Below are 26,628 nucleotides of genomic sequence, written 5' to 3'. Positions count from 1 at the left end.
CCGCCCTGCCGCCCCACCGCCCCACCGCCCGACGCGTCGTTCGTGATCAGCGCCTTTACAGGTTGCCGCGCTTCTCCTGCTCGCGCTCGATCGCCTCGAACAGGGCCTTGAAGTTGCCCTTGCCGAAGCCCATCGAGCCGTGCCGTTCGATGATCTCGAAGAAGACGGTCGGCTTGTCCTGGACCGGCTTGGTGAAGATCTGGAGCAGATAGCCGTCCTCGTCGCGGTCGGCAAGGATCTTCAGCTCGCGCAGGGTCTCGACGGGGACGCGGGTGTCGCCGACCCACTCGCCGAGGGTGTCGTAGTAGGAGTCGGGGGTGTCGAGGAACCGGACCCCGGCCGCCCGCATCGTCCGTACCGTCTCCACGATGTCGTTGGTGTTGAGCGCGATGTGCTGGACGCCGGCGCCGCCGTAGAACTCCAGGTACTCGTCGATCTGGGACTTCTTCTTGGCGATGGCGGGCTCGTTGATCGGGAACTTGACCTTGAGCGTGCCGTCCGCGACGACCTTCGACATCAGGGCGCTGTACTCGGTGGCGATGTCGTCGCCCACGAACTCCTTCATGTTCGTGAAGCCCATGACCTTGTTGTAGAAGCCGACCCACTCGTTCATCCGGCCGAGTTCGACGTTGCCGACGCAGTGGTCGACGGCCTGGAAGGTGCGGTGGGCGGGCGGCTCGACGATCGGCTCGGCGGCGTCGAAGCCTGGGAGGTAGGGGCCGTCGTAGCCGGAGCGGTCGACGAGGGTGTGGCGGGTCTCGCCGTAGGTGGCGATCGCGGCGAGGACGACCGTGCCGTGCTCGTCCTTCAGCTCGTACGGCTCGGCGACCGAGCGGGCGCCGTGCTCGATGGCGTAGGCGTACGCGGCCCGCGCGTCGGGGACCTCGATGGCGAGGTCGACGACGCCGTCACCGTGCTCGGCGACATGCCGCTCGATGAAGTGGCCCCAGGCGGTGGAGGCCTTGATGACGGAGGTCAGGACGAAGCGGGCCGAGCCGTTGGTGAGCACGTACGAGGCGGTCTCGCGGCTGCCGTTCTCCGGTCCGGAGTAGGCGACCAGCTTCATGCCGAAGGCGGTGGAGTAGTAGTGCGCCGCCTGTTTGGCGTTGCCCACGGCGAAGACGACCGCGTCCATTCCCTTGACCGGGAAGGGGTCGGCCTGCCGGGCGGTGTCGGGAGTGTGGTGTGTGGTCTGCGTCATAGCGGAAGCCTCGCGCCGGGCAGCAAGGTGCGCAATAGTTCGCTTCATCGCTGGGCAGTCTGTGCAGCGGTACGGCGGTTTCGGCGGGCTTTCTGTACAGGGTGACCATCGCGGAGGCGGGCGGGTATGGCGATCGACCGACTGGACGGCCGGATCATCGTGCTGCTGGCCCGGGAACCGCGCCTGGGGGTACTGGAGATGTCCCGGCGGCTGGGGGTGGCCCGGGGGACGGCGCAGGCGCGGCTCGACCGGCTTCAGTCGAATGGAGTCATCCGGGGATTCGGCCCCGAGGTCGATCCGGCGGCGCTCGGCTACCCGGTCACGGCGTTCGCCACGCTGCAGATCCGGCAGGGGCAAGGAGCCGACGTGCGGGCCCACTTGGGGTCCGTGCCGGAGGTGCTGGAGCTGCACACCACCACCGGCGGCGGGGACATGCTGTGCCGGCTGGTGGCCCGTTCCAACGCCGATCTCCAGCGGGTGATCGACCTGGTTGTCGGCTTTGATGGCATTGTCCGGGCCTCCACCGCGATCGTGATGGAGAACCCCGTTCCGCTGCGGATCATCCCGCTGGTGGAGCAGGCCGCCGAGGACGACCGGGACAGGCCCTGACCCAGCGGACCTGGCCCGGAGCTGTTCCGGACCTGGTCGACATGGGGCGGTGAGGGCGTGTGAGCTTCTGGGAGTACGTCAACAGCCGTCACCAGCAGCTGCTCACCGACGCCTACCAGCACGCAAGCGTCGTCTTCCAGTGCATGGTCATGGCGACCCTGCTGGGAGTCGTGGTCGGGGTCGTCACCTACCGCAGCGGCTGGGCGGGCAACCTCGCCACCCTCGGCACCTCCGCGATCCTCACCGTCCCGTCGCTCGCGATGATCGGTCTGCTGATCCCGCTCGTGGGGCTCGGCGTGCCGCCGACGGTCATCGCGCTGACCCTGTACGGGCTGCTGCCGGTGGTGCGCAACGCGATCGTGGGGCTGCGCGGCGTCGATCCCACGCTCGTGGACGCGGCCAGGGGCATCGGGATGTCCTCGGCGATGCGGCTGCTGCGGGTCGAGCTGCCGCTGGCCTGGCCGCCGATCCTGACCGGGATCCGGGTCTCGACACAGATGCTGATGGGCATCGCCGCCATCGCCGCGTACGCCTCCGGGCCCGGCCTGGGCAACGAGATCTTCCGGGGCATCGCCTCGCTCGGCAGCAAGAACGCGCTCAACCAGGTCCTGGCGGGCACGCTCGGGATCATCGTCCTGGCCCTGCTGTTCGACGCCGTGTACGTCCTCATCGGACGGCTGACGATTCCCAGGGGGATCCGTGTCTGAGACCGAGTCCGGGGGCGGCGCCCACGGCGCGACGATCGAGCTGGTGAATCTCACCAAGCGCTATCCGGGCAGTCCCCACCCCGCCGTCGACAACGTCACCATGGAGATCAAGGCGGGCGAGACCGTCATCTTCGTCGGCCCGTCGGGCTGCGGGAAGTCGACCACGCTGAAGATGATCAACCGGCTGATCGAGCCGAGCGGTGGCCGGATCCGGATCGACGGCGAGGACGTCACCGACATCGACCCGGTGAAACTGCGCCGCAAGGTCGGGTACGCCATCCAGTCGTCCGGGCTCTTCCCGCACATGACGGTCGCCCAGAACATCGCACTCGTGCCGAAGATGATCGGCTGGCCGAAGACGCGGATCCGGGACCGGGTGGAGGAGATGCTCGACCTGGTCGGGCTCGACCCCGGCGAGTTCCACGGCCGCTATCCGCGCCAGCTGTCCGGCGGACAGCAGCAACGGGTCGGTGTGGCAAGGGCGTTGGCGGCGGATCCGCCCGTCCTGCTGATGGACGAGCCGTTCGGGGCGGTCGACCCGATCACCCGCGACCACCTCCAGGACGAACTGATCCGGCTCCAGCACGAGCTGCACAAGACGATCGTGTTCGTCACCCACGACTTCGACGAGGCGATCAAGCTGGGCGACCGGATCGCGGTGCTGCGCGAACGCTCGCACATCGCCCAGTTCGACACCCCGGAGGCGATCCTCACCAACCCCGCGGACGACTTCGTGTCCGGGTTCGTGGGGGCGGGGGCGGCGCTGAAGCGGCTCAACCTGAGCCGGGTACGGGACGTGGAAATCACCGACTACCCGACGGTGACCGTCGACGACCCGCTCCAGACCATCTTCAACAAGCTCCGCTCCAGCGGTACGAACGAGATCCTGCTCCTCGACCAGCGCGGACGGCCGTACAAGTGGCTGCGCCGCGGGGACCTGATGCGGGCCAGGGGCTCCCTGGCGCGGGCCGGAACCCTGGTCAGCGACACGGTGACCCGGGACGCCACCCTGCGGGACGCGCTGGAGGCGGTGCTCACGGACAACACCGGGCGGGTCGTGGTCACCGGGCGGCGGGGCGAGTACACCGGGGTCGTCGACATGGAGACGCTGCTGAACTCCGTGCACGAGCTGCTGGAGGCCGACCGGCTGGAGGCGCTGGAGGCGCAACACGAGCTGGAGGAGGCCCGGGCCGCGCAGACGCACGCGGAACAGGAGGGCCCGGGCGGGGAGGCGAAGGCATGAGCACTCCCGACCTGGACAAGAGCCCCGACCCGGACGGGAGAACCGGGCCACTGGGCGAGGCCGAGGACGAGCCGAAGGAGGCCAGGACCCCGCCCCCGGCGCCGCCCCGCCGCCGCCTCACCTGGCAGAAGCTGACCTTCCTGCCCGCCTTCCTCGTCGCCCTGCTCCTCGCGACCTGGCTGTGGTTCCAGCAGGCGGACCTGGACCCGATCTCCGAGAACGCGCTGTCGAACGGGCAGGTGTCGAAGGCGCTGTGGCAGCAGGTGCAGCTCACGGTGATCTCCACCTTCTTCGTGCTGATCATCGCCATCCCGCTCGGCATCCTGCTGACCCGGGGTTCGCTGCGCAGAGCCACGCCGTTCGCGATGGCCATCGCCAACATGGGGCAGGCGACCCCCGCGATCGGTCTGCTCGCCCTGCTGGTGATCTGGCTGGGCACGGGGACGAAAGCCGCCCTGATCGGCATCATCGCCTACGCCATCCTGCCGGTGCTCGCCAACACCATCGCGGGCCTGAAGTCGAACGACCCGACACTGCTGGAGGCGGCCCGCGGCATCGGAATGTCCGCGCTGGGCGTGCTGCGCAAGGTCGAGCTGCCGCTGGCCGTCCCGCTGATCCTGGCCGGCGTGCGGACGGCCCTCGTCCTCAACGTCGGCACGGCGACCCTGGCGACCTTCGGCGGGGGCGGCGGCCTGGGCGTGCTGATCACCACCGGCATCACCAACCAGCGCATGCCGGTGCTGGTACTGGGCTCGATCCTCACCGTCTCGCTGGCGCTGCTCGTCGACTGGCTGGCCTCACTGGCGGAAGTGCTGCTGCGGCCGCGGGGGCTGGAGGTGGACTCGTGAAGCGCTCCCGTCTGGTGACCGCCGGGGCCCTGGCGGCACTGACCGGCTACGGGCTGACCGGGTGCGGGCTCACCAGCGGCTCCCCCATGGTCGACGACGTCTCGCCCGGGTCGATCGGACAGGGTGAGCCGCTCGAGGGCGCGCATCTCACCGTGACGTCCAAGTCGTTCACCGAGAACCTCATCCTCGGCGCGATGATGGGCATCGCCTTCGAGGCGGCCGGCGCGGACGTCCTGGACCGCACCGGCATCCAGGGCTCCATCGGCTCGCGCGAGGCGGTCAGGAACGGCGACGCCGACGCCATGTACGAGTACACGGGCACCGCCTGGATCACCTACCAGGGCAACAGCAAGCCCATCCCCGATCCGCAGGCGCAGTGGCAGGCCGTGCACGACGCCGACCTGAAGAACGGCGTCACCTGGCTGCCTCCGTCGCGGCTGAACAACACCTACGCGCTGGCCATGAACCAGGCCAACTTCAAGAAGTACGGCACCAGGACGCTGTCACAGGTGGCCGCGCTGTCGAAGTCCGACCCCGAGGCCGTGACGCTCTGCGTGGAGAGCGAGTTCGCCAACCGGGCGGACGGGCTGCCCGGCATGGAGAAGGCGTACGGGATGTCCGTGTCGGCGTCACGGATCACGCAGATGGACACCGGGATCATCTACACCCAGGTCCAGAAGGGGAGTTGCACCTACGGGGAGGTCTTCACGACCGACGGGCGCATCAAGTCCATGAACCTGGTGGTGATGGCCGACGACAAGAAGTTCTTCCCCAACTACAACGCCGCTCCGGTGATCAACTCCAAGACGCTCGAGAAGTGGCCGGCGATCGCGAAGGTCATCGACCCGGTGACGAAGAAGCTGGACAACGCGGTGGCCCAGGACCTCAACGCCAAGGTGGACGTCGACGGAGAGGATCCCCACCAGGTGGCCCTGGACTGGATGAAGAAGGAGGGCTTCGTCAAGTAGCAGGACTTCGTCAAGCAGCCTAACCACGAGGGGACTTGGACCCTCGTGGAGGTGGGGCTGCGGCTCGCCGCGGCTCCCGGGGCGAACAACCCGGCCGTCGCCTGGTAGCTAACCGCCGACAGCTCACCTGGCAGCGGACCGCTAACAGCTCGGTACCGAGCCCTTGCCCTTCTCCAGGGCGGTCAGTGCGCTCACCGTGCCCTTCAGGGTGGTGACCGGGATCAGCCGGAGCCCCTTGGGCAGTTCGGCCTTGGCGTCGGAGCACTCCGCCTTCGGCACCAGGAAGACGGTCGCCCCGTCCCGCCGGGCGGCCTGCGTCTTCAGGGCCACGCCGCCGACCGCGCCGACCGTGCCGTCGGCCTCGATGGTCCCGGTTCCGGCGATCGTGCGACCGCCGGTGAGGTCGCCGCCGCTGCCGTCGCCGTCGAGCTTGTCGACGATGCCGAGCGAGAACAGCAGCCCGGCGCTGGGGCCGCCCACGTCGGACAGCTTCAGCGTGACCTTGATGCCGTCGTCGCTGCGGTCGAGGTACTTCAGCGCGGCCTCGGTCGCGGCGTCCTGGGACTGCCGCATCTGCTCGGTGTTGTGCTGCTCGATCTCCTTGGTGCTCTCCCCGCTGGGGTAGACGGAGTCGCGCGGCATGATCGCCTGGTCGGCACGGAACCAGCCGTCGACGACGTCGGAGAGCCTGACGTCGGTGTCGGGGTTGGTCGCCTCGATCGTCGTCATCCGCAACTGCCCGCTCGTGCTCCGGAGGGGCGCGCCGGTGATCGTGATGACCGGGTTGCCCTTGTTCTCACCCAGGACGTTCGCCGTCATGCCCGGCTGCGCCACCGAGAACGGCAGCGGCGCGAACGCGGCCGTCGCGAGCAGCGCCACGAGCGGCAGAGCGCAGACGGTGAGGGCCTTGGGGCGTGAGAGGCGTGAGAGCACGAGGTCAATCTAACGTGACGACGTGTTCCGGCTCGCGGCTGGATGTCGTCCGGCCGACCGAGCCCCTGCCCGCTCCGCCGCCTGCCCGTTGCCTCGTCCGGTCCGCCCCGACCCTCACGACGTCGGCGTGCGCATCGGCGCCGTGCGCCAGCACCGCGCGCCAGCACCGCACGTCAGCACCGCGCGCCAGCACCGCACGTCAGCACCGTGCGTCAGCGCAGTGCGTCAGCGCAGTGCCTCCGCCACCTCCCGCGCCGCGTCCACGACCCGCGGGCCCACCCGCTCGGGCACCGCGTCGGCCAGCATCACCACGCCCACGCTGCCCTCGACGCCGGTCACGCCCAGCAGCGGAGCCGCGGCCCCGCTCGCGCCGGCCTCCAGCTCCCCGTGCGTCAGCGTGTAACCGGGTTCGTCGGCCGGCCGCGCCGGGTTCTGCCGTGCGAAGAGGATCGCCCGGCCGGCGGCGCCCCGGTCCAGCGGATGCCGGAACCCGGCCCGGTAGGCCACGTGGTAGTCCGTCCAGGTCGGCTCGACGACGGCGACGGCGAGCGCCTCCGACCCGTCCACCAGGGTCAGATGCGCGGTCGCGCCTATGTCCTCGGCCAGGGACCGCAGTGCGGGCAGCGCGGCCTCCCGCACCAGCGGATGCACCTGGCGGCCGAGCCGCAGCACCCCGAGACCGACCCTGGCTCGTCCGCCCAGGTCACGCCGTACGAGTGCGTGCTGCTCCAGTGTGGCGAGCAACCGGTACACCACGGTCCGGTTGACGCCCAGTTTGTTGGAAAGTTCGGTGACGGTCAGCCCGTGGTCGGTATCGGCCAGCAGTTTGAGGACCTTCAGCCCTCGATCGAGCGTCTGGGAGGTCTCCGCGGTCACGACGCCCACTCCTTAAGTGGTGAGGCCGGCAACCTCCGTCGCGGCAGATGCGTCACCGAGTCCCGTCAGTGACGCGCTTCAGAGGCCGCCGATCGACAGATGGGCCCGGCGTGTCCGGGCCCAGTCGCTTCACGGCTGCGCTCCGCGGCGGCGCTGCCACGGGGCGTGTGCGTAGCGGGACAGTAGCGAAGCAGGTTCGCTGAGCGGAAGGCTCCGTCCAGAATCCGGTCACTGGCCGGTATGGACTACTTGGATTTATCCCGATACGTACGGAGCGTGACGCCGTGGCTCGCGCCCCTGTCAGGGACAGGGGGCACGGTCCGCCGAGGGCGACCTCACTTCATCCGGGTCGCCCACTCCTGCACCTTGGCGATGCGCTGCCGCAGCTGCCCCGCCGTCGCCTCCGCGCTCGGCGGACCACCGCACACCCGCCGCAGCTCGGTGTGGATCACTCCGTGCGGCTTGCCGCTCTGGTGGACGTACGCCCCGACCATCGTGTTGAGCTGCTTGCGCAGCTCCATCAGTTCCTTGTGCGAGACGACCGGCCGCCGCTCGGCAGGCAGCTCCAGCAGATCGGCCTCGGAGTCCGGCCGCTTCTTGCTGTGCGCGATCTGCTTGGCCTGCCGCTTCTGGAGCAGCATCTGCACCTGGTCGGGCTCCAGCAGACCCGGGATGCCGAGGTAGTCCTGCTCCTCCTCGCTGCCCGGGTGGGCCTGCATGCCGAACTCGGCGCCGTTGTACATCACCCGGTCGAAGACGGCCTCGGACTCCAGCGCCTCGAAGGCGAACTGCTCCTGCTCGCCGGTGTCCTCGTCCTGCTCCTTGTTCGCCTCGTCCATCTCCTGCTCGGACTCGGCGTACGGATCCTCCTCGCCCTCCTTCTTGGGCTTGTCGAGGGCGTGGTCGCGCTCGACCTCCATCTCGTTGGCGAAGGTGAGCAGGTCGGGCACGGTCGGGAGGAAGACGGAGGCGGTCTCGCCGCGCCGCCGGGACCGCACGAAGCGCCCGACGGCCTGGGCGAAGAAGAGGGGCGTGGAGATGGTCGTCGCGTACACCCCGACGGCGAGCCGCGGCACGTCGACGCCTTCCGACACCATCCGCACCGCGACCATCCAGCGGTCGTTGCTGCCGCTGAAGTCGTCGATGCGGCTGGACGCGCCGGTGTCGTCGGACAGGACGAGCGTCGCCTTCGTCCCGGTGATCTCCCGGATCAGCTTGGCGTAGGCGCGGGCCGACTCCTGGTCGGAGGCGATGACGAGCGCGCCGGCGTCCGGGATGGCCTTCCTGACCTCGGTGAGCCGCTGGTCGGCGGCGCGCAGCACGCTCGGCATCCACTCGCCGCGCGGGTCCAGCGCCGTACGCCAGGCCTGACTGATCGCGTCCTTGGTCATCGGCTCGCCGAGCCGCGCCGCGATCTCGTCCCCCGCCTTGGTCCGCCAGCGCATGTTGCCGCTGTAGGAGAGGAAGATGACGGGCCGGACGACCTGGTCGGCGAGCGCGGCCCCGTAGCCGTAGGTGTAGTCGGCGGCCGAGCGCCGGATCCCGTCGTTGCCCTCCTCGTACGTCACGAAGGGGATGGGGTTGGTGTCGGAGCGGAACGGCGTACCGGTGAGCGCGAGGCGACGGGTCGCGGGTTCGAAGGCCTCGAGGCAGGCCTCGCCCCAGGACTTGGAGTCACCGGCGTGGTGGATCTCGTCGAGGATGACGAGGGTCTTGCGCTGTTCGCTCCGGTTGCGGTGCAGCATCGGGCGGACGCCGACACCCGCGTACGTCACGGCGACGCCGTGGTAGTCCTTGCTGAGCGGGCCCGCGCTGTACTCGGGGTCCAGCCGGATCCCTATCCGCGCGGCCGCCTCCGCCCACTGCTTCTTCAGATGCTCGGTCGGCGCGACCACGGTCACCTGCTGCACGACATGGTGGTGCAGCAGCCAGGAGGCGAGGGTCAGCGCGAAGGTCGTCTTGCCGGCGCCGGGCGTGGCGACGGCGAGGAAGTCGCGCGGCTGCTCCTGGAGGTACTTCTCCATCGCCCCCTGCTGCCAGGCCCGCAGCTTGCTCGCGGTGCCCCAGGGGGCTCGGCCCGGGAAGGCCGGTGACAGGTGGTGGGAGTGGGAGGTGGAGGAAGCGGCGGTGGTAGTCACGGTCTCCGGGTTCGGGGTCGAATCAGAGGGGCCGCGCGAAGCGCGTCGGACGGGGCTGTGGGGCGGCTGACGGACGGCTGACGGATGGGTGGTTCGGCTATCGGCTACGTATGACAACCGGGCCACCCTACCGGCGGCCCGACGCCGTCAACGAGCGAACAAGGCCGGGGCGCGTGTGGGTGGGACTCAGGTCACAGACGACGGGCGGCGACGGATCAGCGGGCGAAGCGCGGCAACCGGGCCGCGATCGCGGGTACGTCGAGGGCGCCCTGACACACGTCCAGCACGAACCGCTCGGCCTCGTCCACATCGAAGTCCGCGGCCAGTGGATGACCGTCCAGCTGCAGATAGACCCAGGTCGCGTACCAGGCGATGCGCTTGTTGCCGTCGACGAGGCCGTGGTTGCGGGCCAGGGACTCCATGAGCGCCGCGGCCTTGCGCCATACGTCCGGGTAGGCGTCCTGCCCGAACACACTCGCCCGGGGGCGGGCCAGCGCGGAGTCCAGCAGTCCGTAGTCGCGCACCTCGTCCGCCCCGAGCCGCTGGGTGAGGTCCAGCAGCTCGGACAGGGTGAGGTGGTGCATCAGGCGAGCCTCCGGTTCAGCTCGGCGCTGGCCTTCAGCACGTGCTCGGCGGCCTCTTCGAAGAGCCGCGCGTGCTCGTTCACGGCCTTGATCACCGCGTCGTGCGCGAAGGCCTGCATGCTGCGTCCCTCCGCCTGTGCGCGCTCACGCAGGGCGTCGAGCTCCTCGTCCGTGAAACGCAGGTTCAGTGCGGCCATGCTTCGACGGTACCGGCCGGTGCCACGTGGTGTCACCGCGATTCCGACCGCAGCCGCGTCGTCACCCAGGCCCCGAACAGCGCCACGGCCGCCATCGGCAGGAAGACGGCGGCGAAGGCGGCCGGATGTGAACCGGCGGACGTCGTGGCCGACGTGGCGTGCGCCACGCTCCCGCCGCCGAGCGCCGCGAAGGCTGCGCCTCCCGCGGCCAGCAGCAGGACGTTGGACAGGCCGTCCGAGATCTGGAGCGCGGCGGAGTTGGCCCCGGCCTCCTCGGGCGCGGACAGCTGCAACAGCAGCACGCTGCTGGAGGAGATCACCAGCCCCATCCCCAGGCATCCGAAGCCCCAGGCGACGGCCACGGTCCAGACCGGCACGGAAGGGAGCAGGACACCGGGCGCGGCGGCGATCGCGGCAGCCGCCAGCACCATCCCGAGCGCCATCAGCCGCTCCCGGTACGGCTCCGCCCACGGCCGTGACTGCACCCACGACCCCAACGCCCAGGTCGCGCCGCCGGCCGCGAGCGAGAACCCGGCCAGGGTCGGGCTCAGCCCCCGCTCCGTCACGAGCATCAGCGGCACGAAGGACTCGGCGGCGATGAAGGACCCCGCGGCCACCCCGCGCAGCAGCACGACGGACGGCAGCCCGCGGGCCGCCCGCCAGGTGCCGCGCGGCAGCAGCCCGAGCACGGCGGGCACGAGCAGCGCGATTCCCGCGGCGCCGGGGACGAGGGAGACCGGCCGCAGATCCTGGGCGGCGTACTGGAGCAGTCCGGCGCCGAGGGAGATCCCGAGGGCGAGCCGGATCCGCCGCCGGTCGAAGGCGCCCGCGGCCATGCCCGCCACGGGTCCGCCCGCCCGCCGCCGTATCTGGGGCAGCGCGAGCGCGAGCGGCAGCACGACGAGGGCGGGTATCCCCAGGAAGACCCACCGCCACCCCAGCTGCTCGGTCACCGCACCGGCGGCCAGCGGCCCGACCACGGACGGCACGACCCAGCAGGCGGCGAACGCGGCCATGATCGCGGGCCGCAGCCGCTGCGGGTAGGCCCGCCCGACGACGACGTACAGGGCGACGATCACCAGCCCCCCGCCGAGCCCCTGCACGGCCCGCCCGAGGATGAACACCCACATGCCCCCGGCGCTCCCGGAGAGGAGCAGCCCGGCAGCGAAGGCCGCGATGCCGCCGCCCAGCGCCCCGAGCGGGCCCCGCCGGTCCGACCACTGCCCGGCGAACACCATCCCGAACAGGCTGGTGGTGAAGTACCCGGAGAACGCGAACGCGTACAACGCCACCCCGTCGAGCTCCCGCGCCGCCACCGGCATCGCGGTCCCCACGGCGGTCGCCTCGAAGGCGATGAGCAGCACCACGGAGACGATCCCGATGGTCAGAGACCGATGGGAACGCCCGAGGACGGTCTCACCGGTCTCACCGGTCTGGCCGGTCTGGCCGGTCCCGGCGGTCTCGCCGGTCCTCCCGATCTCACCGGTCCCGCCGGTCTCCCCGTCACGCTCCACGGCAGCGGAGGACAGGACATCGTCGGCGACACCGGTGTCGCGGGGTTCGAGGGCAGCCATGGTCGCCAGCGTAAGGTCCACAACCGACTCTGACCCCTGTCGGAAGACGGGTCCACGCCCGGGACGATGGTCCTACGACCACCACCCCGCCCCCCCGTTTCGTGAACGGCGTGTGGCAGTCCCATTGCAGCCCCCGCGTCCCCCTTGATCCCTTTCCCACCCCGCCCGTACGGTCGACCTACCAAGTTCGGAACGGGGCCAACACCCCATACCCGACCTGGCCGTGTGCCCGGGTGGCTCAGGGACTCGCCTGCGCCGCATCCATCAGCGAGCTCCGCTCGCGGGGAGATACGTGGGTCCCGTTCCCACCACGGCCGTGCAGGGAGAAGAACTCGGCGAACGGCCGTGTGCCCGAGTGGCTTAGGGACTCGCCTGCAAAGCGAGGTACGTGGGTTCAATTCCCGCCACGGCCTCTGACTGGCCCGACCAGGCAGAACGAGAGGGCGGCACTCCTTCGGGGGTGCCGCCCTCTCGGGCGTCCGTCTCGGTTTCCGTCTCGGTTTCCGTCTCGGTTGACCTCAGAGGTCCGGCGACGGGGCGGGGAGCGACGCAGCCCGTTGGACACGGGTTGTCGTGGCGTCCCGTGGCGCGTCAGCCACTTGGGCGGAGTGCTTGTAGCCGCTCCGGCGAACGAGGCCCGCCCGCTGCCGGATGCCCTGAGGGCCGCCCTCGGACAGGTCACGACTTCGCACCCCGACTCGCGATTCCTGTGGAATCACATTCGATTGTACGGATCTTTGTCTTTTGCCGTACCGGGAGCCTCAGGAGATTCCAGCAGTGCTCGAATCGCGCGACCGACGAACCCCTCGCCGGAACTGGCCGTCATGTCCAGCCTCGCCAGCCTGATGCGCAGCTCGGCTTTCTGTAGTTTGCTCAGACTGAGGGACGCGTCGACCTCGTGCAGGAGGTCCAGAACACGCGCCATGGCTCGCCCCTCTCGGCGGAAAACTCGCCGATTCATGCTTCTTCGCTGAAGCCACTGAAAAAGGGAGCCGGTCAGAGCAGCCGTCCAGGCGACGAAGTAGGCCGGATCTATCGACACAAGGGCTTTCGGGTTCGAGGTCAGGAACACGGCGCCGCCGATTGAAGCGGCCGCCAGAAGCGTGAAAAGACTTTCACCGGCCGTGGAGAGTCGACTGCTCCGATCGATCTTCTCCTGCATTTCTTCGGCAAGTTCGAGCATCTTCTGTACATCATGCCATTCTTCGTCCGAATTCATGGCGTGGAGATCCGGTCGTCGATGGCCTTCAAGAGGCCCAGGAGGAGTTTGTTGCGCTGGCCGGGGAGGAGCATTGACGGGACACCTTCCTCCTCCCAGATGAAATGATCCAGCGCGGCGCACACCGGCAGGGCATCCCACTCGAAGTCGGTCCGCCCCAAGGATGCGCCAAGTTGATCCAAGCATGCGAAGAACTGCCCACCGGGGGCGGCATAGTGCCGGTAGGCACTCCTGAGACTGGTGTCTTCGTAATACAGGTCGACCTTATTCACGGCCAGCAACAGCCAAGAAGGACCTTTCCCCTTCCTGTGCGACGACTTGACGTGACCGATCAACTCCTTGAAATCGTCCACCTCTTTGTTCCTCTGGAACTCCCGAAACCGTTCCAGATCGTTGTGCTCCTGTGCCAGCTCCCTCGCATCCTGCTCCCGCAGGGTGATGAATCCGTTACTGACGACGTGAATTACTCCGTCTACCCGGCGCTGCCCGTCGAAGAGTTCATCCAGGCTCTTGTCTTTCTGTGGGGAGACTTGCCCGGGGACGACAGTGAGCGCTGTCAGCCTCCTGCTGGAATAGAGCTCCTTGCGTTCCCGATTGACCGACCTTCCCGGCGCCGCATAGTCGATCTTCAGCCCTTCGCCCGAAAGATGGTCGGAAAGCACCGTTTTCCCTACGCCTCCCACGCCGGTAATAGCTATCGAAGACTGCCTCCGCATGATCTTCGTGATGATTTTGTGCCAGGCGGAAGCTATTTCCTGCCGCTGACCATAAGCCGTCATGGTGGCGCGCGCTGCCAGCGTAGCTACGGACCATGGTTCGACCGGCATCCGGGACCCCTTCGAAATCACCTGTCTCCTGATGGAGATCTATCTCCGAAGGGGAGGAGTTATGCGCATTATCTGCCAACTGCCCATTTTTGGCACTTCAGAGTTGCTTAGGTTGCATGAGTCGACTGATCCGAGTTGCGTAAGATGCAAATCTTGATCAGGAGTGCCGCCCTCTCCGGCTCAGCCTGCGGAGCAGAGGCCGCCGTCCGGGCAGAACATCACCCAGGTGAAGTTGTAGCCGGTTCGGATGGTGACGGGATTCGGCGTGGGGCCGTCGTTGGCGTAGGAACCCGAGTCGGGGGTGGCGGTGAAGGTGACCGTCGTTCCGACCTCGAAGCTCGCGGTGCAGGTGCCGGTCGGGTACGGCTGCGGTTCGCCGGCCGCGTACGGGTCCCACGCCGACTGGTGGCAGTTGATCCCGGCGGGCCGGCTGGTGAGGGTTCCGCCGCCCCAGCCGTCGCTGACCCACGCGGACAGTTGAGCGGTGGACTGAGCCTGAACCGGTGCGACCGAGGCGATCGCGGCGGCCGTGGCGAGTGCGGTGACGACTCCCGTCGCGCGCCAGGCGCCCTTTCTGCTCTTCCTCATGAAGGGCTCCTCGGATCGAACCATGCCGACCCCCTACGACCAGCCTGTGGGCCCCCTCGGGAGTGTGCTACCGGGCCTGACCAGGCAGGACGAGGGGGCGGACCGGTACTCGTCCGACGACCCCTGCCGCAGTGGGCGGCCTGCCGGGCGCAGTCGGCCGTGGACCCGCTCGATCGCGGGGGTGAACGCGCCTCATGCCGAGGGAGTTCGCCTCAGCACGGGCAACACACCTTTCCGTTCCCCCGATTTAACCTACGACCTCTTAACAAGCCCCTCTCTACGCGCGTAACTTGAGCCGACTCCCCCACACCGCCACCGGCCGTACACGACGACGTACGAGGAGACCTCCAGCGTGTCCAGATCCGTAGGGAACAGACCCCGCCGTGCCGCCTACGCGCTCATATCCGTGGGTGTGGCGAGCGCGTTCGCCATCACCTCGCTGCCCGCCGCCTACGCGACGCCGTCCGCCACCGCGGTGATCTCCGAGGTGTACGGCGGTGGCGGGAACTCGGGGGCGACCCTGACCCGGGACTTCGTCGAGCTGGGCAATGCGGGGTCGGCGGCCTATGACCTGGCCGGGTACAGCGTGCAGTACCTGCCGGGTACGCCCTCGGCGTCCTCGCTGTGGCAGGTGACGGCGCTGAGCGGGGCCGTCGCGCCCGGCGGGCGTTTCCTCGTCGCCGAGGCCGCCGGCACCGGTGGGAGCACCGCGCTGCCCACCGCCGACGCCACCGGGTCCGTCGCCATGAGCGCCACCAGCGGCACCATCGCGCTCGTATCCGGCACCACCGCCCTGACGTGCAAGACAGCCGCGGACTGCGCCGCCGACGGGCGGATCGTCGACCTCGTCGGTTACGGCAGCGCCCTCGTACGGGAGGGCAGCGGGCCTGCCACCGGGGCCTCCAACACCGCCGCCGTCGCGCGGGGCGCCGCCCTGGGCGACACCGACGACAACGCCGCCGACCTCGCGGCCGGCACCCCCTCGCCGGTCAACTCCGCCGGGCAGACACCTGGTTCGGGGGACGGCGGGGACGGCGGCGACGGCGGTGGCGATCCGACCACGCCCGGTACCGTCCGCGTCCACGACATCCAGGGCACCACCCGGCTCTCCCCGCTCGCCGGGCAGACCGTCAGCCGGGTGCCGGGCATCGTCACCGGGGTGCGGACCTCCGGGTCCAAGGGGTACTGGATCCAGGATCCGGCGGCGGACACCGACTCCCGCACCAGCGAAGGCGTGTTCGTGTACACCGGGTCCGCCACGCCCACCGTCGCCGTCGGTGACTCCGTACTGGTCAGCGGCAAGGTCAGTGAGTACTACCCGAGCAGCACCAGCCAGTCGGTCACCGAAATCACCGCGCCCACCGCGACCGTGCTGGCCGGCGGCAACGCGCCGCCCGCCGCCGTCGCCCTGAACGCCGCCGACGTGCCCGCCGCGTACATCCCCACCGCCGGTGGCGGCAGCATCGAGTCGCTCGCCCTCGAACCGGGCGTGTACGCGCAGGACTTCTACGAGTCGACGGAGGGGATGCGGGTCACGTTCTCCGACGCCCGTGTCGTCGGCGCGAGCGACGCGTACGGCGAGCTGTGGGTGACCGTCAAGCCGGACGAGAACGCCACGGCCCGCGGCGGGACGCTCTACTCCTCCTACGACCAGCCGGGCACCGGTCGGCTGGAGGTCATGTCGCTCGACACCACCGCCGCCTTCCCCTCCGCCGACGTCGGCGACGAGCTGTCCGGCACCACCACCGGGCCGCTCGACTACTCCACCTACGGCGGCTACAACGTCCAGGCCACGCAGCTCGGCACCCTGGTCGACAACGGGCTGAAGCAGGAAGTGACCCGTCGGCAGAAGAGCGACGAGCTCGCGGTCGCCACGTACAACGTGGAGAACCTGGACGCGCTGGACGCCCAGGAGAAGATCGACCGGCTCGCGCACGGTGTCGCCGTCAACCTCAACTCCCCCGATGTCGTCGCCCTGGAGGAGATCCAGGACGACAACGGCGCCACCAACGACGGCACCGTCACCTCCGAGGCCACCCTGAAGCGGTTCACCGACGCCATCCGCGCCGCCGGCGGCCCCCGCTACCAGTGGCGGTACATCGCCCCCACCGACAACCAGGACGGCGGCGAGCCCGGCGGCAACATCCGTCAGGTCTTCCTCTTCAACCCCAAGCGGGTCTCCTTCACCGACCGGGCCGGCGGTGACGCCGTCACGGCCACCAGCGTGGTGAAGACCAGGAAGGGAGTGCGGCTCACCGCCTCCCCCGGGCGCATCGACCCGGCCTCGGACGCCTGGGACAACAGCCGCAAGCCGCTGGCCGGCGAGTTCGTCTTCCACGGTGAGACGGTCTTCGTGATCGCCAACCACTTCACCTCCAAGGGCGGCGACCAGCCCCTGCACGGCCGCTACCAGCCGCCGTCGCGCAGCTCCGAGACGCAGCGCCAGGCGCAGGCGGCCGAGGTGAACTCCTTCGTCAAGTCCCTGCTCGCGGCGGACAAGAACGCCAAGACCGTGGTGCTCGGCGACCTCAACGACTACGGGTTCTCCCAGACCGTCGGCACCCTCACCGCCGGCCGTGTCCTCACCCCGCTGATCACCACCCTGCCCGCCGCCGAGCGGTACACCTACGTCTACGACGGCAACTCGCAGACCCTGGACCACATCCTCACGAGCCCCGCCGTCACGCACTACGACTACGACGTGGTGCACATCAACGCCGAGTTCGCCGACCAGGCCAGCGACCACGACCCGCAGGTCGTGCGGATCGACGTCAGCCGGTGCCGCAGGGGCTGACCGCGGAGCAGGACAGCGGTGCGGGCGCGGGGCTACGCGTACAGGCCTCCGCCCGCCTCGTCCTCGAAGGCGCCCGGCCAGTACCGCCGGCCGTCGTCCGTGGGGACGGCCGGTACCGGGGTCGGGTCGCAGGCGACCGGGTCGACCGCGGCCAGGGTGCGGGCCATCGTCTCGGCGAGCTGGTCGTAGGCCTCGGTCAGCCGGTGCACCGCGTCCAGGGCCCGCTCACGGCGTATCAGCCACAGGGTGAACGCCAGCGTCGAGATGTCGGCGTTGAGCGGGCGCAGGCCGAGGTCCGGCTCGCTCCAGCTCAGCACCGCGCCCGTGGCGCCGTCGACGACCAGGCTGATGTCCTCCAGGAGATGGCCCAGGCGGATCAGCCGGTCGGCGTTCGCGGGCAGCCGCTCCTCGGTGAGGGCGCCGCCACGGTCGTCCGCGCAGTACTCGGCGAGGGTCTGGAGCGGCATGTCCGTCTCCAGCGAGAACCAGACGACCTCCTCCGGCAGGCCCACCTCGCGCAGGAAGCGGCGGGTCGGGGCGTGCGTGAGCGCCCTCGGGCAGTCGACGTCCTCGAAGCGGACGACCTCGCCGGAGCCGAACTCCTCGTCCAGGAGACGGACCGGCAGGTCCAGGGCCAGCCCGGACGTCGTGCCGGGGCCCGCGACCAGGGCCAGCGGGCGGATCACCGCGGCCAGCTTCCAGAAGGGGCCGGACGCGCCGCCCGTGTCCTTCGCGCCCTCCTCGAAGACGGCCAGCAGCTGCCGTGACGCCTCCGCCACCGCCTTCGGCCCGAGCCGGCTCGCGTAGCAGGCGAACTGGCCGCGCAGGGCCGCCAGTTCGTCCACCGCGGTCGCGAAGCGCACCAGCTTCTCCAGGGAGGGCGCGAGCGGGCGGAGGTCCATCAGGTCGGGGCGGTCGTGCAGGAAGTACGTCGTGGAGATCTCGCCCGTGATGCCGTCGAGCAGGACGGACTCCGTCTCCCGGCCGTCGGCGCCCAGGAGCCCGCCTATCACCAGCCGGTCGCGCAGCTCCGCCGCCAGCCGGCCTTCGGGGTCGCCCGTGGAGTCCCCGACCGTGCGCAGGCCGTCCGTGCGCAGCGCCTCGAACGTCAGCAAACCGGCGTCGCCCGGAGTCGCGGGCAGGCCGGGGCCGGTGAGCCAGCGGCGCGTCGGCGCGTGCGTGACGTACGGGTACAGCTCGTCCTCGGTGAAGATGATCTTCGTCGTGGCGGTGGTGGTCCTGGTCGTGCCCATCGGGTCCCCCGTGCGGAAAGTTGCGTGCGCCGTCCCACTGCTCCGCAGCCTATGCGGCACCACTGACAACGACTCTGACCAGCGACAGCACCCAACACACCCGACACCGGTCCCGAACTGACAGACGTCAGGGCGGCCCCGCGAGTTCCCTTTCCGCCCCGATCGCCTCTCAGGTGAGGTACACGCCGCCGAGCACCACGACCACCGCCGCCACCACGAACAGCAGGACCCAGCCCAGCAACTTGCCCACGCTGGGCGGAGGTTCGTACCGTCGGGAGTCCGGGTCCGAGTCCGAACCGGAACCCGAACCGGAATCCACGAGGGAATCCGGTTCCGGCTCCGGACGCCGCTCGCTCACCGGTCCGTCACCACCGCCGCCTGGGGCCTTATCGGCAGCCGGTTCACCGGGCGGCCCGTCGCGGCCCGCACGGCGGAGGCGATCGCCGCGGGCGAGGTCACCACCGGGACCGCGCTGGCGGCCTTCGCGCCGAACGGGGCGACCACATCGCGTTCCTCGACCAGCTTGACGATCCGGATGTCCGGGGCGTCCAGGGCCGTGGGCAGCGCGTAGCCGGTGAGGTCGGGGTGGCGGATCAGGCCCCTCGGCGTGCGGAGGTTCTCGGTGAGCGCGATGCCGACGCCCTGCGTCACACCGGCCTCGATGCGGGCGGTGAGCTGCGCCGGGTTGAGGATCCGGCCGACGTCCTGGGCGACCGCCAGTTCGACGACCCGGACCGAGCCGAGCTCGATGTCGACGTCCACGACCGCGCGGATCGCGCAGAAGGCGAGGCCGACGAAGGCGTCGCCCTGGCCGGCCGCGTCCAGCGGCTCGGTCGGGTGCGGGCGGCACTGGGCCGTCGCCCACAGTTCCTTGCCGTGCATCTCCTCGGTGACGGTCGTCGACAGGACGCCGTCGTACGAGGTGATCTTGCCGTCCGTGATCTGGAGCAGCTCCGTGGACATGCCGAACTTGTGCGCCAGGGGCTGGAGCAACTGCGTGCGGACCATCTTCGCCGCCCGCTCCACCGCGCCGCCCGAGACCCACGTGTGGCGGCTCCGGCAGCCGGGGCCCGCGGGGGGCTGGTCGGTGTCGACGGGGGCCACGTGGACCTCGTCGACGCCCAGCGTCTCCTGGACGATCTGGCGGGCCAGCGTCGTGAAGCCCTGACCGGTCTCCACCGCGGCGCACAGGACCGTCGCGACACCGTCCTGGACCTTGACGGTCGCCGTGGAGACCTCGTCGGCGCCCTCCGCGCCCAGCATGTGCACCATGCCGAGGCCGTAGCCGACGCCCCGGCGCACCGCGCCCGGTTCGCCCGCGCCCTCAGGGCCGCCGGGCAGCAGCCAGTCCTCCTCGGGCGTGTCCTTGGGAAGCGCCGGGAGGGGGAACTCCTGGACGGCCTGGAGGAGTTCGGCCACGGGGGCCGGGCAGGTCACCGTCTGGCCGGTCGGCAGGACGTCCCCGGTCGCCATGGCGTTGCGCAGCCGCAGCTCCGCCGGGTCGACGCCGAGCTTCTTCGCCAGTTTGTCCATCTGCGCCTCGTAGGCGGCGCAGACCTGCATCGCGCCCTCGCCGCGCACATGGCCCGACGGCGGGTTGTTCGTGCGTACCGCCCAGCCCTCGATGAAGGCGTTCGGGACGACGTAGGGGCCGCAGGCGAAGGAGACGGCGGCGGCCAGGGCCTCGGCGGAGGTGTCGGCGTACGCGCCCGCGTCCAGCAGGATCTGCGCCTCGACCTTCACCAGCCGGCCGTCGGCGTCGGCGTGGTGGCGGTAGCGCAGCAGCGTCGGATGTCTGTGGGCGTGGCCGAGGAAGGACTCCTCACGCGTGGCCGTGAGTTTCACCGGGCAGCCGGTCTTCAGCGCGAGCAGGCCGAGCGGGAGCTGGAAGCCCTGGTCCTCGCGGTCGGCGGTGGCGCCGGGCACCCCGGTGACGACGATCTTCACGCGCTCGGGTTCGAGGCCGTAGCAGGCGGCGGCGGTGTCCCGGTCGGCGTGCGGGTCGGTGGAGGCGAGGTAGAGCTCCACCCCGCCGTCGGGACGGGGCACGGCGAGGCCGGCCTCGGCGCCGATCGGAGCGGGGTCGGCGCGGCCGATGCGGTACTGGCCCTCGACGACGACCTCGCCGGCCGCGGACGGGTCGCCGTGGTGCAGCGGGATGTGCCGGATCAGGTTGCCGTCGGGGTGCAGCGCCTCCGCCTCGAAGGCCTGCTCGGGGTCGATCACCGGGTCGAGCACCTCGTACTCGACGATGACGGCCGCGGCGGCCATCCGCGCGGTGTCCGGGTGGTCGGCGGCGACGGCCGCGATGGGCTCGCCGTGGTGACGTACGACGTCGGAGGCGAACACCGGGCGGTCGGCCTTGCCACGCCCGTGCAGGATGCGGCCGGGGACGTCCTCGTGGGTGACGACGGCCCGGACGCCGGGCATCTCACGCGCGTGTGACGTGTCGATGGACACGATGCGCGCGTGCGGGTGCGGCGAGCGCAGCACGGCCGCCCACAGCAGGCCCTCGGCCCACAGGTCGGCCGCGTACGGGAAGGTGCCCTCCGTCTTGGCGCGCGCGTCGGCGGGCTGCAGGGAGGCGCCGAGGCCGTGCGGGATCGGCTCGGGGGCCGAGGCGGGATCCACGGGGGTCGTCGCGGTGACTGTCTCGTTGCTCACGCCTGGCCTCCGTCCTGGCTCTGTCCGTATGCCGGATCATGCGGGTGGGGTTGTGCAGGGTTCTCGAACGCCGACGGGTGGACGCCTCCGGCGCCCGGTCCCGCCTGGTGCGGAATACGTGCCTCGTCGCCGTCCGTCTCGGCGTCGGCGGCGGCGGTCGCCTCGCGTTCGGCGACGACGTCCTTGACGGCCCGCAGGACGCCCCGGTAGCCGGAGCAGCGGCACAGGTTGCCGCACAGGGCCTGGCGGGCCTCCAGTTCGGTGGGGGCCGGGTTGCCCTCCAGCAGGTCGTGCACGGTCATCGCCATGCCGGGCACGCAGAAGCCGCACTGCACGGCACCGCACCGGGCGAGCGCCCGCTGCACGTCCGAGGGCTGTCCGTCGACGGCCAGGCCCTCGACGGTGCGGATCTCGCTGCCGGCGGTGGTGACGGCCGGGACCAGGCAGGAGGCGACGAGCCGCCCGTCCACCTGGACGTTGCAGGCCCCGCACTCGCCCTGCGAGCAGCCGTCCTTGGCGCCCGCGAGGCCGAGCCGCTCGCGCAGGACGTAGAGCAGCGACTCGCCGATCCAGGCGTCGGTGACGGGGCGGTCGGAGCCGTTGACGCGGAGCACGTAGGCGGCGAGGGGGTGTTCCTCGTGGAACGGCGCCGGGGCGTCGTCGGTCTCCTCGGCGGGCCCGTCGGGCTCGGCGGACCCGGTGGCCTCGGTGTGCCGCGGGGTGGCGGTGTCGTGGGCCTTGTCCGCCTCGGGATCGTGCGGAGGGTCCGCGGCGGCGGACCGGTCCTCGGGCGCCTCGGCCGGGCCGCGTGCGGCTCCGTGCGGGGCAGCGGGTTCGGTGGCCGGCTCCGCGGGGCCGTGGGCGGCCTCGGCGGGCTCGTGAGCGGCCTCGTGGGCGCGCTCGGCGTCCTCGGGCGCCTCGGCGGTCCCCTCGGCCTCAGCGGCCCGCTGAGCGTCCCGCCGGGGGGTCTCCAGGGGGCCGTTCGGGGCCACCGTGTACGCCTCGGCGGAGATCTCCGGGGCGAACGTCCCGGTCGGGTGCGTTTCCTGCCCGGTGTACTCGGCTGCGGGGCGGTGCCGGTCGGGGTCCACGGACACCGGGCCGCGCTCCGGCGCGTGCCCGTACGCGGGCAGGTCCGTCGCCGGCCGCGCGGCCGTGTCGGCCTCGTCGGGGTGCTGCCCCCACGCCTGATCGCCCACGCCGTGGTCCGCCGGGCCGGCCGGTTCCGTCGCCCAGGGCGCGGACGCGCCGCCGGGCAGGGTGGCCGGGGGCGTGCCGCCCCACTGTTCGACCAGGGCCGAGGTGGTGAACTCGCCCGACTCGTCGGGCAGGTCGCCGCCCGCGACGGGGATCGACCACTGGCCCGTCACGTCGTGGCCGGGCGCGGACCGCGGTGCGCCCGACTGCCCGGAGGTGTCCTCGAAGGCCCACTGACCGGTCGCGCCGGGGTGGTACGTGAACCGGTCGTCGCCCACCGTCTGCGGGGTGTCCTGCGGGGCGGGCCAGTCGGAGCCGCCGGCCGGGGCAGCCCAGGTTCCGGTGCCGTCCGTGGGGGGCGCCACCGCTATCTGCGGCGGCACGTACCCGTGGCCGGGCGCGGCGAGCGGACTGTCGCCGCGGGCGGCCAGGAAGGCGTCGATGCCGCCCTCGGGGAGCTTGACGAAGGCGGTCGCGCCGTCGTCGTAGTCCCCCTGGGGCAGCGGGTCCCAGCGGCCGCCGCCCTGCGGCGCGCCCTGGCCCTGCCCGTCTTCCTGTCCGTGTCCGTGTCCGGGTCCGTGCTGGTCGTCGCTCACGACAGCGCCCTCCCCAGTGCTCGTCGGGCCAGCGCGGCGACAGTGCGCCGCAGGTGCAGTACGGCGGGCGGAAGTTCCGGTACGGAGCCGTCCACGCCCGGCACCGGGTCGGGGATGCAGGCGGCGGCGACGTACTCCCCGAAGGCGGCCAGCGCCTCGGGGACGATGGTGCGGCTGTTGTCCCAGTCGATGAGCCGGGCGACCCACTGCTCGGCCTCCAGCGGCCGCAGCGGCATCGGCGCTATGGCCCCGACGGCGCACCTGACGCCACGCCGGGCGGGGTCGAGGACCAGCGCCACGGAGGCCATCGCACGGCCCGGGCCGGTGCGGCCGGTCGCCTTCAGGAAGATCTGCGGCGCGTGCAGCAGCGGCACGCGCACGTACCCGATGAGTTCGCCGCCGCGCAGCATCTCCATGCCGGCCAGCAGGTGCGACACCGGCATCTCACGGCGGGCTCCACCCGGGCCCACGATGATCAGGGTCGCCTCCAGCGCGGCCAGCACGGGCAGCGCGTCGCCCGTGGGAGCGGCCGAGGCGATGTTGCCGCCGAGGGTGCCCGCGTTGCGGATCTGCGGCGGGCCCGCGGCGCGCGCGGCCGCGGCGAGCGCCGGGATCAGGGCGGCGAAGTCGGGGCGGCCCATGCGCGCGTGGGTGAGTCCGGCGCCGAGCAGCGCGTGGCCGTCCTGGTACTGCCAGCCGCGGATCTCGCTGATGCGGCCGAGACCGACCAGCGCGGTGGGCCTGAGCTGTCCCGAGTTGACGGCGGCCATGAGGTCGGTGCCGCCGGCGACGGGCACGGCGGCGGGCATGGCGGCCAGCGCCGCCACGGCCTCGTCCAGCGTCGTGGGCAGGGTGACGGCCTGCCCCGCCTGCGGTGCGTGCGTGGTCAAAACCGGCTGCCCCTTCCCGCTGCCCCACCTGGTCCCACCTGTGCTGCCGTACGGTACGTGCTGACAGGGCGGACGTGGCAACTCTGGCACATCTTCGCAACACCCGAACGCGGGGGTCCGCTAGGAGGCATTCGCCCACCTCACCGAGGAGATGGTCCGTTTTGTACGGCATCACCGGTGCAGGCGAATTGCCACTCTTCGGTGAATATGGCGGGGTTGGTCCAGGACGCGCGGTATCACCGGTTCGGGGGCGGGCCGCCGATCGGACGCCCCGGGACGCCCGGCCGCCGCTGCCACGGCCTGGGGCCGGTGGGCGGGCGGTAGCCGACGCCCAGCGCGTCCAGCCGCTCGTAGTGGGCCTCCATCCGTCGCTCGAAGTCGGCGAAGTCCCGTTCCTCCGGGGCGGGCAGGGCGCTCCACGCGACCTCGGCGAAGGCCGCGAGCCGGGGGAAGGCCTGGTAGTCCACGCGCGCGTGGTCCTCCATCGCCTCCGTCCACAGGTTGGCCTGCGTGCCGAGCACATGCTCCGCCTCCTCGGATGTCAGCTCCGCGGGAACGGGGTCGAACCGGTAGACGTCCTCCAGGGTGCGCACGAACCCGATCGGCACGGGCTCGTCCGCGCCGCCGTCCTGCCGGTGGTCCAGGTACACCTGCTGCTCGGGGCACATCACGACGTCGTGCCCGGCCCGCGCGGCGGCGATCCCGCCCGCGTAGCCGCGCCAGGACGACACGGCCGCCCCGTCCGCGAGCCCGCCCTCCAGGATCTCGTCCCAGCCGATGAGCCGGCGCCCGCGCGCGGAGAGCCACTCGTCGAAGTGCCGGACGAACCAGGACTGGAGCTCGTCCTCGTCGGCGAGTCCGAGTTCCCTGATGCGGGCCTGTGCGGCCGGCGACCGCCGCCACTGGTCCTTGGGGCATTCGTCGCCCCCCACGTGAACGAACTCCGAGGGGAACAGCTCCAGCAGTTCCTCGAAGACCCCCTCGTAGAAGCGCAGGGTGTTGTCGGTGGGGGCGAGTACGTTGGGATTGATCCCCCAGGTGTCCCACACGGAGAGGGCGGTCGTGTCGACGACGTCGGTGTTGCCGAGTTCCGGATACGCGGCGATCGCGGCCTGCGAGTGGCCGGGGACGTCGATTTCGGGGACCACGGTGATATGCCGCTCGGCGGCGTGGGCGACGATCTCCCGGATGTCGTCGCGCGTGTAGAAGCCACCGTGCGGCTTCTCCTCCCACAGCGGTGAGGCCCGGTGGCCGAATTTCGTGCGCGCCCGCCAGGAACCGACCTCGGTCAGCCGGGGGTACCTCTCGATCTCGATCCGCCAGCCCTGGTCGTCCGTCAGATGGAAGTGGAAGACGTTGAGTTTGTGCGCCGCCATCAGGTCCAGGTAGCGCAGGACGCCGTCCTTGGGCATGAAGTGCCGGGCGACGTCGAGCATCAGGCCGCGCCAGCGGAAGCGGGGGGCGTCCTCGATCGTGACGTGCGGCACGACCCAGGGGCGGTCGCGACCGAGCGGGGCCCTGCGGTACGCGTCGGGACCGAGGAGCTGCCGCAGGGTCTGGGCGCCCCGGAAGACCCCGGCCGCGCTGCCGCCCTCGATGAGGACGCCGGTCCTGTCGCTGACGAGGCGGTACTCCTCGGGGCCGAGCCCGGGGTCCAGTTGGAGCCCGATGCCATCGCCGTCGGTGTCGTCGAGCTCGCGCCCCTCGCGGAGCGGCAGGCCGGTCGCCTGCCAGAGCACGGCACGCAGCCACCGGCCGACGCCCTCTGTCGCGGTGCCGGCGTAGAGCCGGGAGCGCACCGTGAGCCGTACCTCGCCGGAGCCGGCGACGACGCGGCGCGGCACCGGGATCAGTGAAGTCATGTCAGTCCTTTGCCGCTCCGCCCGGCCCGGAGACCAGCCGTCGCTGTACGAGTACGAGGAACACCAGAACCGGGATCGTCATGACCTTGGAGCCCGCCATCACACCGCCCCGGTCGGGGTGGTCCGGCTTGCAGAAGACCAGCAGGGCCATCGGCAGGGTCGACTGCGAGGTGTCGCTGATGACGAAGGACTCGGCGAACAGGAAGTCGCTCCAGGCGCAGACGAAGGAAAACACGCTCGTGGCCACCAGACCCGGCAGGACGAGCGGGAAAAGGATCTGCCACAGAAAGCGTGCGCGGCTCGCCCCGTCGAGGTACGCGGCCTCCTCCAGCGCCTCCGGAACCGCTTTCACGAACCCTCTCGGCATCCACATCGCGAAGGGCAGCGAGAAGGCGATGTGAGGCAGGATCAGGGACCCCAGGGTGTTCAACTGGCCGAAGTCCCGCATGCGGAAGAACAAGGGGATCGTGAGCGCCTCCACGGACGCCGTCCGAGCCGAGGAACATGATCAGCAGGGTGGTCCGGAAGCGGAACCGGAATCGGGTCATGGCGGTCGCGGCGAGAAACGCGATCGCCCCGGAGGCGATCACCACCGCGCCTGCCAGGACAAGGCTGTTGAGGAAGTAGCGGCCGAATTCCTGCTGCCCGAAGACGCGCCGGAAAGAATCCGGAGAGGGCGCGAGCGAACCACGGCCGTGGTTCGCTCGAGCGGAACTCCCCGGCCGGTTCGAAGGCGCCCAGCGCCATCCAGTAGAGCGGGAAGGCGACGACCACCGCGACCAGCAGCGCGCAGGCCTCGACGGCGATGCCGCCACGGACGGGCCACCAGGCCCCGCACGGAACTCCCGCCTCTTCCCTTC

The 26,628-nt window shown here is 70.9% G+C and carries 22 protein-coding genes, 1 tRNA gene and 1 pseudogene; 7 read left to right on the top strand and 17 right to left on the bottom strand.

The window, feature by feature from the left end:
• Nucleotides 1-55 precede the first annotated feature (55 nt).
• Nucleotides 56-1,201 (bottom strand): 4-hydroxyphenylpyruvate dioxygenase, encoded by a 1,146-nt coding sequence (gene hppD, locus ACFWBD_RS20925; protein WP_385668587.1) that lies wholly within the window; start codon nucleotides 1,199-1,201, stop codon nucleotides 56-58.
• A 126-nt stretch (nucleotides 1,202-1,327) separates the two neighbouring features.
• Here hppD and ACFWBD_RS20920 point away from each other — a divergent pair, with 126 nt between their 5' ends.
• Genes ACFWBD_RS20920 through ACFWBD_RS20900 form a run of 5 tightly spaced genes read left to right on the top strand, consistent with a single transcriptional unit; the run spans nucleotide 1,328 to nucleotide 5,576 of the window.
• Nucleotides 1,328-1,810 (top strand): Lrp/AsnC family transcriptional regulator, encoded by a 483-nt coding sequence (locus ACFWBD_RS20920; protein WP_385668584.1) that lies wholly within the window; start codon nucleotides 1,328-1,330, stop codon nucleotides 1,808-1,810.
• Nucleotides 1,811-1,869: 59 nt separating this feature from the next.
• Nucleotides 1,870-2,517 carry an ABC transporter permease gene (locus tag ACFWBD_RS20915; RefSeq protein WP_385668581.1) on the top strand — a complete coding sequence of 216 codons (648 nt, stop codon included), beginning with the start codon at nucleotides 1,870-1,872 and terminating at the stop codon, nucleotides 2,515-2,517.
• A complete protein-coding gene (locus ACFWBD_RS20910; RefSeq protein WP_385668578.1) occupies nucleotides 2,510-3,760 on the top strand; it encodes a betaine/proline/choline family ABC transporter ATP-binding protein in 1,251 nt (416 codons plus the stop codon). Before ACFWBD_RS20915 ends, ACFWBD_RS20910 begins: the two co-directional genes overlap by 8 nt.
• Nucleotides 3,757-4,608 carry an ABC transporter permease gene (locus ACFWBD_RS20905; RefSeq protein ID WP_385668575.1) on the top strand — a complete coding sequence of 284 codons (852 nt, stop codon included), beginning with the start codon at nucleotides 3,757-3,759 and terminating at the stop codon, nucleotides 4,606-4,608. The genes ACFWBD_RS20910 and ACFWBD_RS20905 overlap by 4 nt, the downstream gene beginning before the upstream one ends.
• The gene (locus ACFWBD_RS20900; protein ID WP_385668572.1) at nucleotides 4,605-5,576 is read left to right on the top strand and encodes a glycine betaine ABC transporter substrate-binding protein; all 972 of its coding nucleotides are present in this window, start codon (nucleotides 4,605-4,607) and stop codon (nucleotides 5,574-5,576) included. The genes ACFWBD_RS20905 and ACFWBD_RS20900 overlap by 4 nt, the downstream gene beginning before the upstream one ends.
• Before the next feature lie 141 nt (nucleotides 5,577-5,717).
• Here the strand turns inward: ACFWBD_RS20900 and ACFWBD_RS20895 are convergent, their stop codons facing one another.
• From ACFWBD_RS20895 to ACFWBD_RS20870, 6 genes are all read right to left on the bottom strand, one after another.
• Entirely contained in the window at nucleotides 5,718-6,509 is a 792-nt protein-coding gene (locus tag ACFWBD_RS20895) for a S16 family serine protease (protein WP_385668569.1), read from the bottom strand.
• 225 nt (nucleotides 6,510-6,734) lie between these two features.
• Nucleotides 6,735-7,385 carry a helix-turn-helix domain-containing protein gene (locus tag ACFWBD_RS20890; RefSeq protein WP_314223256.1) on the bottom strand — a complete coding sequence of 217 codons (651 nt, stop codon included), beginning with the start codon at nucleotides 7,383-7,385 and terminating at the stop codon, nucleotides 6,735-6,737.
• A gap of 335 nt (nucleotides 7,386-7,720) precedes the next feature.
• Nucleotides 7,721-9,523, bottom strand: coding sequence for a DEAD/DEAH box helicase (locus ACFWBD_RS20885; RefSeq protein ID WP_385668565.1), 1,803 nt, complete (start codon nucleotides 9,521-9,523; stop codon nucleotides 7,721-7,723).
• A gap of 215 nt (nucleotides 9,524-9,738) precedes the next feature.
• On the bottom strand, nucleotides 9,739-10,107 hold the full coding sequence (locus tag ACFWBD_RS20880) for a type II toxin-antitoxin system death-on-curing family toxin (protein ID WP_385668562.1): 369 nt from the start codon (nucleotides 10,105-10,107) through the stop codon (nucleotides 9,739-9,741).
• Nucleotides 10,107-10,304 carry a hypothetical protein gene (locus ACFWBD_RS20875; protein ID WP_385668559.1) on the bottom strand — a complete coding sequence of 66 codons (198 nt, stop codon included), beginning with the start codon at nucleotides 10,302-10,304 and terminating at the stop codon, nucleotides 10,107-10,109. The genes ACFWBD_RS20880 and ACFWBD_RS20875 overlap by 1 nt, the downstream gene beginning before the upstream one ends.
• 32 nt (nucleotides 10,305-10,336) lie before the next feature.
• Entirely contained in the window at nucleotides 10,337-11,878 is a 1,542-nt protein-coding gene (locus ACFWBD_RS20870; RefSeq protein WP_385668556.1) for an MFS transporter, read from the bottom strand.
• A gap of 341 nt (nucleotides 11,879-12,219) precedes the next feature.
• On the opposite strand from ACFWBD_RS20870, the gene ACFWBD_RS20865 reads away from it, so the two are divergent.
• A tRNA-Cys gene (locus tag ACFWBD_RS20865) sits at nucleotides 12,220-12,291 on the top strand.
• 302 nt (nucleotides 12,292-12,593) lie between these two features.
• On the opposite strand, the gene ACFWBD_RS20860 is transcribed toward ACFWBD_RS20865, so the two are convergent.
• The 3 genes from ACFWBD_RS20860 to ACFWBD_RS20850 form a co-directional block, all read right to left on the bottom strand.
• Complete coding sequence (locus ACFWBD_RS20860) at nucleotides 12,594-13,097, bottom strand: hypothetical protein (protein WP_385668553.1); 504 nt, start codon at nucleotides 13,095-13,097, stop codon at nucleotides 12,594-12,596.
• On the bottom strand, nucleotides 13,094-13,924 hold the full coding sequence (locus ACFWBD_RS20855; protein WP_385668550.1) for a GTPase domain-containing protein: 831 nt from the start codon (nucleotides 13,922-13,924) through the stop codon (nucleotides 13,094-13,096). The genes ACFWBD_RS20860 and ACFWBD_RS20855 overlap by 4 nt, the downstream gene beginning before the upstream one ends.
• Before the next feature lie 180 nt (nucleotides 13,925-14,104).
• Complete coding sequence (locus ACFWBD_RS20850; protein ID WP_385668547.1) at nucleotides 14,105-14,512, bottom strand: hypothetical protein; 408 nt, start codon at nucleotides 14,510-14,512, stop codon at nucleotides 14,105-14,107.
• 406 nt (nucleotides 14,513-14,918) lie between these two features.
• Here ACFWBD_RS20850 and ACFWBD_RS20845 point away from each other — a divergent pair, with 406 nt between their 5' ends.
• Nucleotides 14,919-17,306 (top strand): lamin tail domain-containing protein, encoded by a 2,388-nt coding sequence (locus tag ACFWBD_RS20845; RefSeq protein WP_385668620.1) that lies wholly within the window; start codon nucleotides 14,919-14,921, stop codon nucleotides 17,304-17,306.
• 32 nt (nucleotides 17,307-17,338) lie between these two features.
• On the opposite strand, the gene ACFWBD_RS20840 is transcribed toward ACFWBD_RS20845, so the two are convergent.
• The 7 genes and pseudogenes from ACFWBD_RS20840 to ACFWBD_RS20810 all read right to left on the bottom strand — a co-directional run bounded on the left by ACFWBD_RS20840 (nucleotide 17,339) and on the right by ACFWBD_RS20810 (nucleotide 26,606).
• Nucleotides 17,339-18,559: an SUKH-4 family immunity protein gene (locus ACFWBD_RS20840; RefSeq protein WP_385668544.1), complete on the bottom strand. Its 1,221-nt coding sequence runs from the start codon at nucleotides 18,557-18,559 to the stop codon at nucleotides 17,339-17,341.
• 169 nt (nucleotides 18,560-18,728) lie between these two features.
• The gene (locus ACFWBD_RS20835) at nucleotides 18,729-18,917 is read right to left on the bottom strand and encodes a hypothetical protein (protein ID WP_385668542.1); all 189 of its coding nucleotides are present in this window, start codon (nucleotides 18,915-18,917) and stop codon (nucleotides 18,729-18,731) included.
• Nucleotides 18,914-21,223 (bottom strand): xanthine dehydrogenase family protein molybdopterin-binding subunit, encoded by a 2,310-nt coding sequence (locus ACFWBD_RS20830; RefSeq protein WP_385668539.1) that lies wholly within the window; start codon nucleotides 21,221-21,223, stop codon nucleotides 18,914-18,916. Before ACFWBD_RS20830 ends, ACFWBD_RS20835 begins: the two co-directional genes overlap by 4 nt.
• The gene (locus ACFWBD_RS20825; RefSeq protein ID WP_385668536.1) at nucleotides 21,220-23,016 is read right to left on the bottom strand and encodes a 2Fe-2S iron-sulfur cluster-binding protein; all 1,797 of its coding nucleotides are present in this window, start codon (nucleotides 23,014-23,016) and stop codon (nucleotides 21,220-21,222) included. Before ACFWBD_RS20825 ends, ACFWBD_RS20830 begins: the two co-directional genes overlap by 4 nt.
• A complete protein-coding gene (locus ACFWBD_RS20820) occupies nucleotides 23,013-23,906 on the bottom strand; it encodes an FAD binding domain-containing protein (RefSeq protein ID WP_385668533.1) in 894 nt (297 codons plus the stop codon). Before ACFWBD_RS20820 ends, ACFWBD_RS20825 begins: the two co-directional genes overlap by 4 nt.
• Before the next feature lie 236 nt (nucleotides 23,907-24,142).
• Nucleotides 24,143-25,768 (bottom strand): beta-N-acetylhexosaminidase, encoded by a 1,626-nt coding sequence (locus ACFWBD_RS20815; RefSeq protein ID WP_385668530.1) that lies wholly within the window; start codon nucleotides 25,766-25,768, stop codon nucleotides 24,143-24,145.
• A 1-nt stretch (nucleotide 25,769) separates the two neighbouring features.
• Nucleotides 25,770-26,606, bottom strand: a pseudogene (locus ACFWBD_RS20810) (carbohydrate ABC transporter permease).
• Between the last annotated feature and the right edge of the window lie 22 nt (nucleotides 26,607-26,628).

Source organism: Streptomyces sp. NPDC060002 (genome assembly GCF_042737245.1).
Classification (GTDB): domain Bacteria; phylum Actinomycetota; class Actinomycetes; order Streptomycetales; family Streptomycetaceae; genus Streptomyces.
Note: the sequence above shows the minus strand (reverse complement) of the source record. Positions and strands in the feature narration are given on the sequence as shown.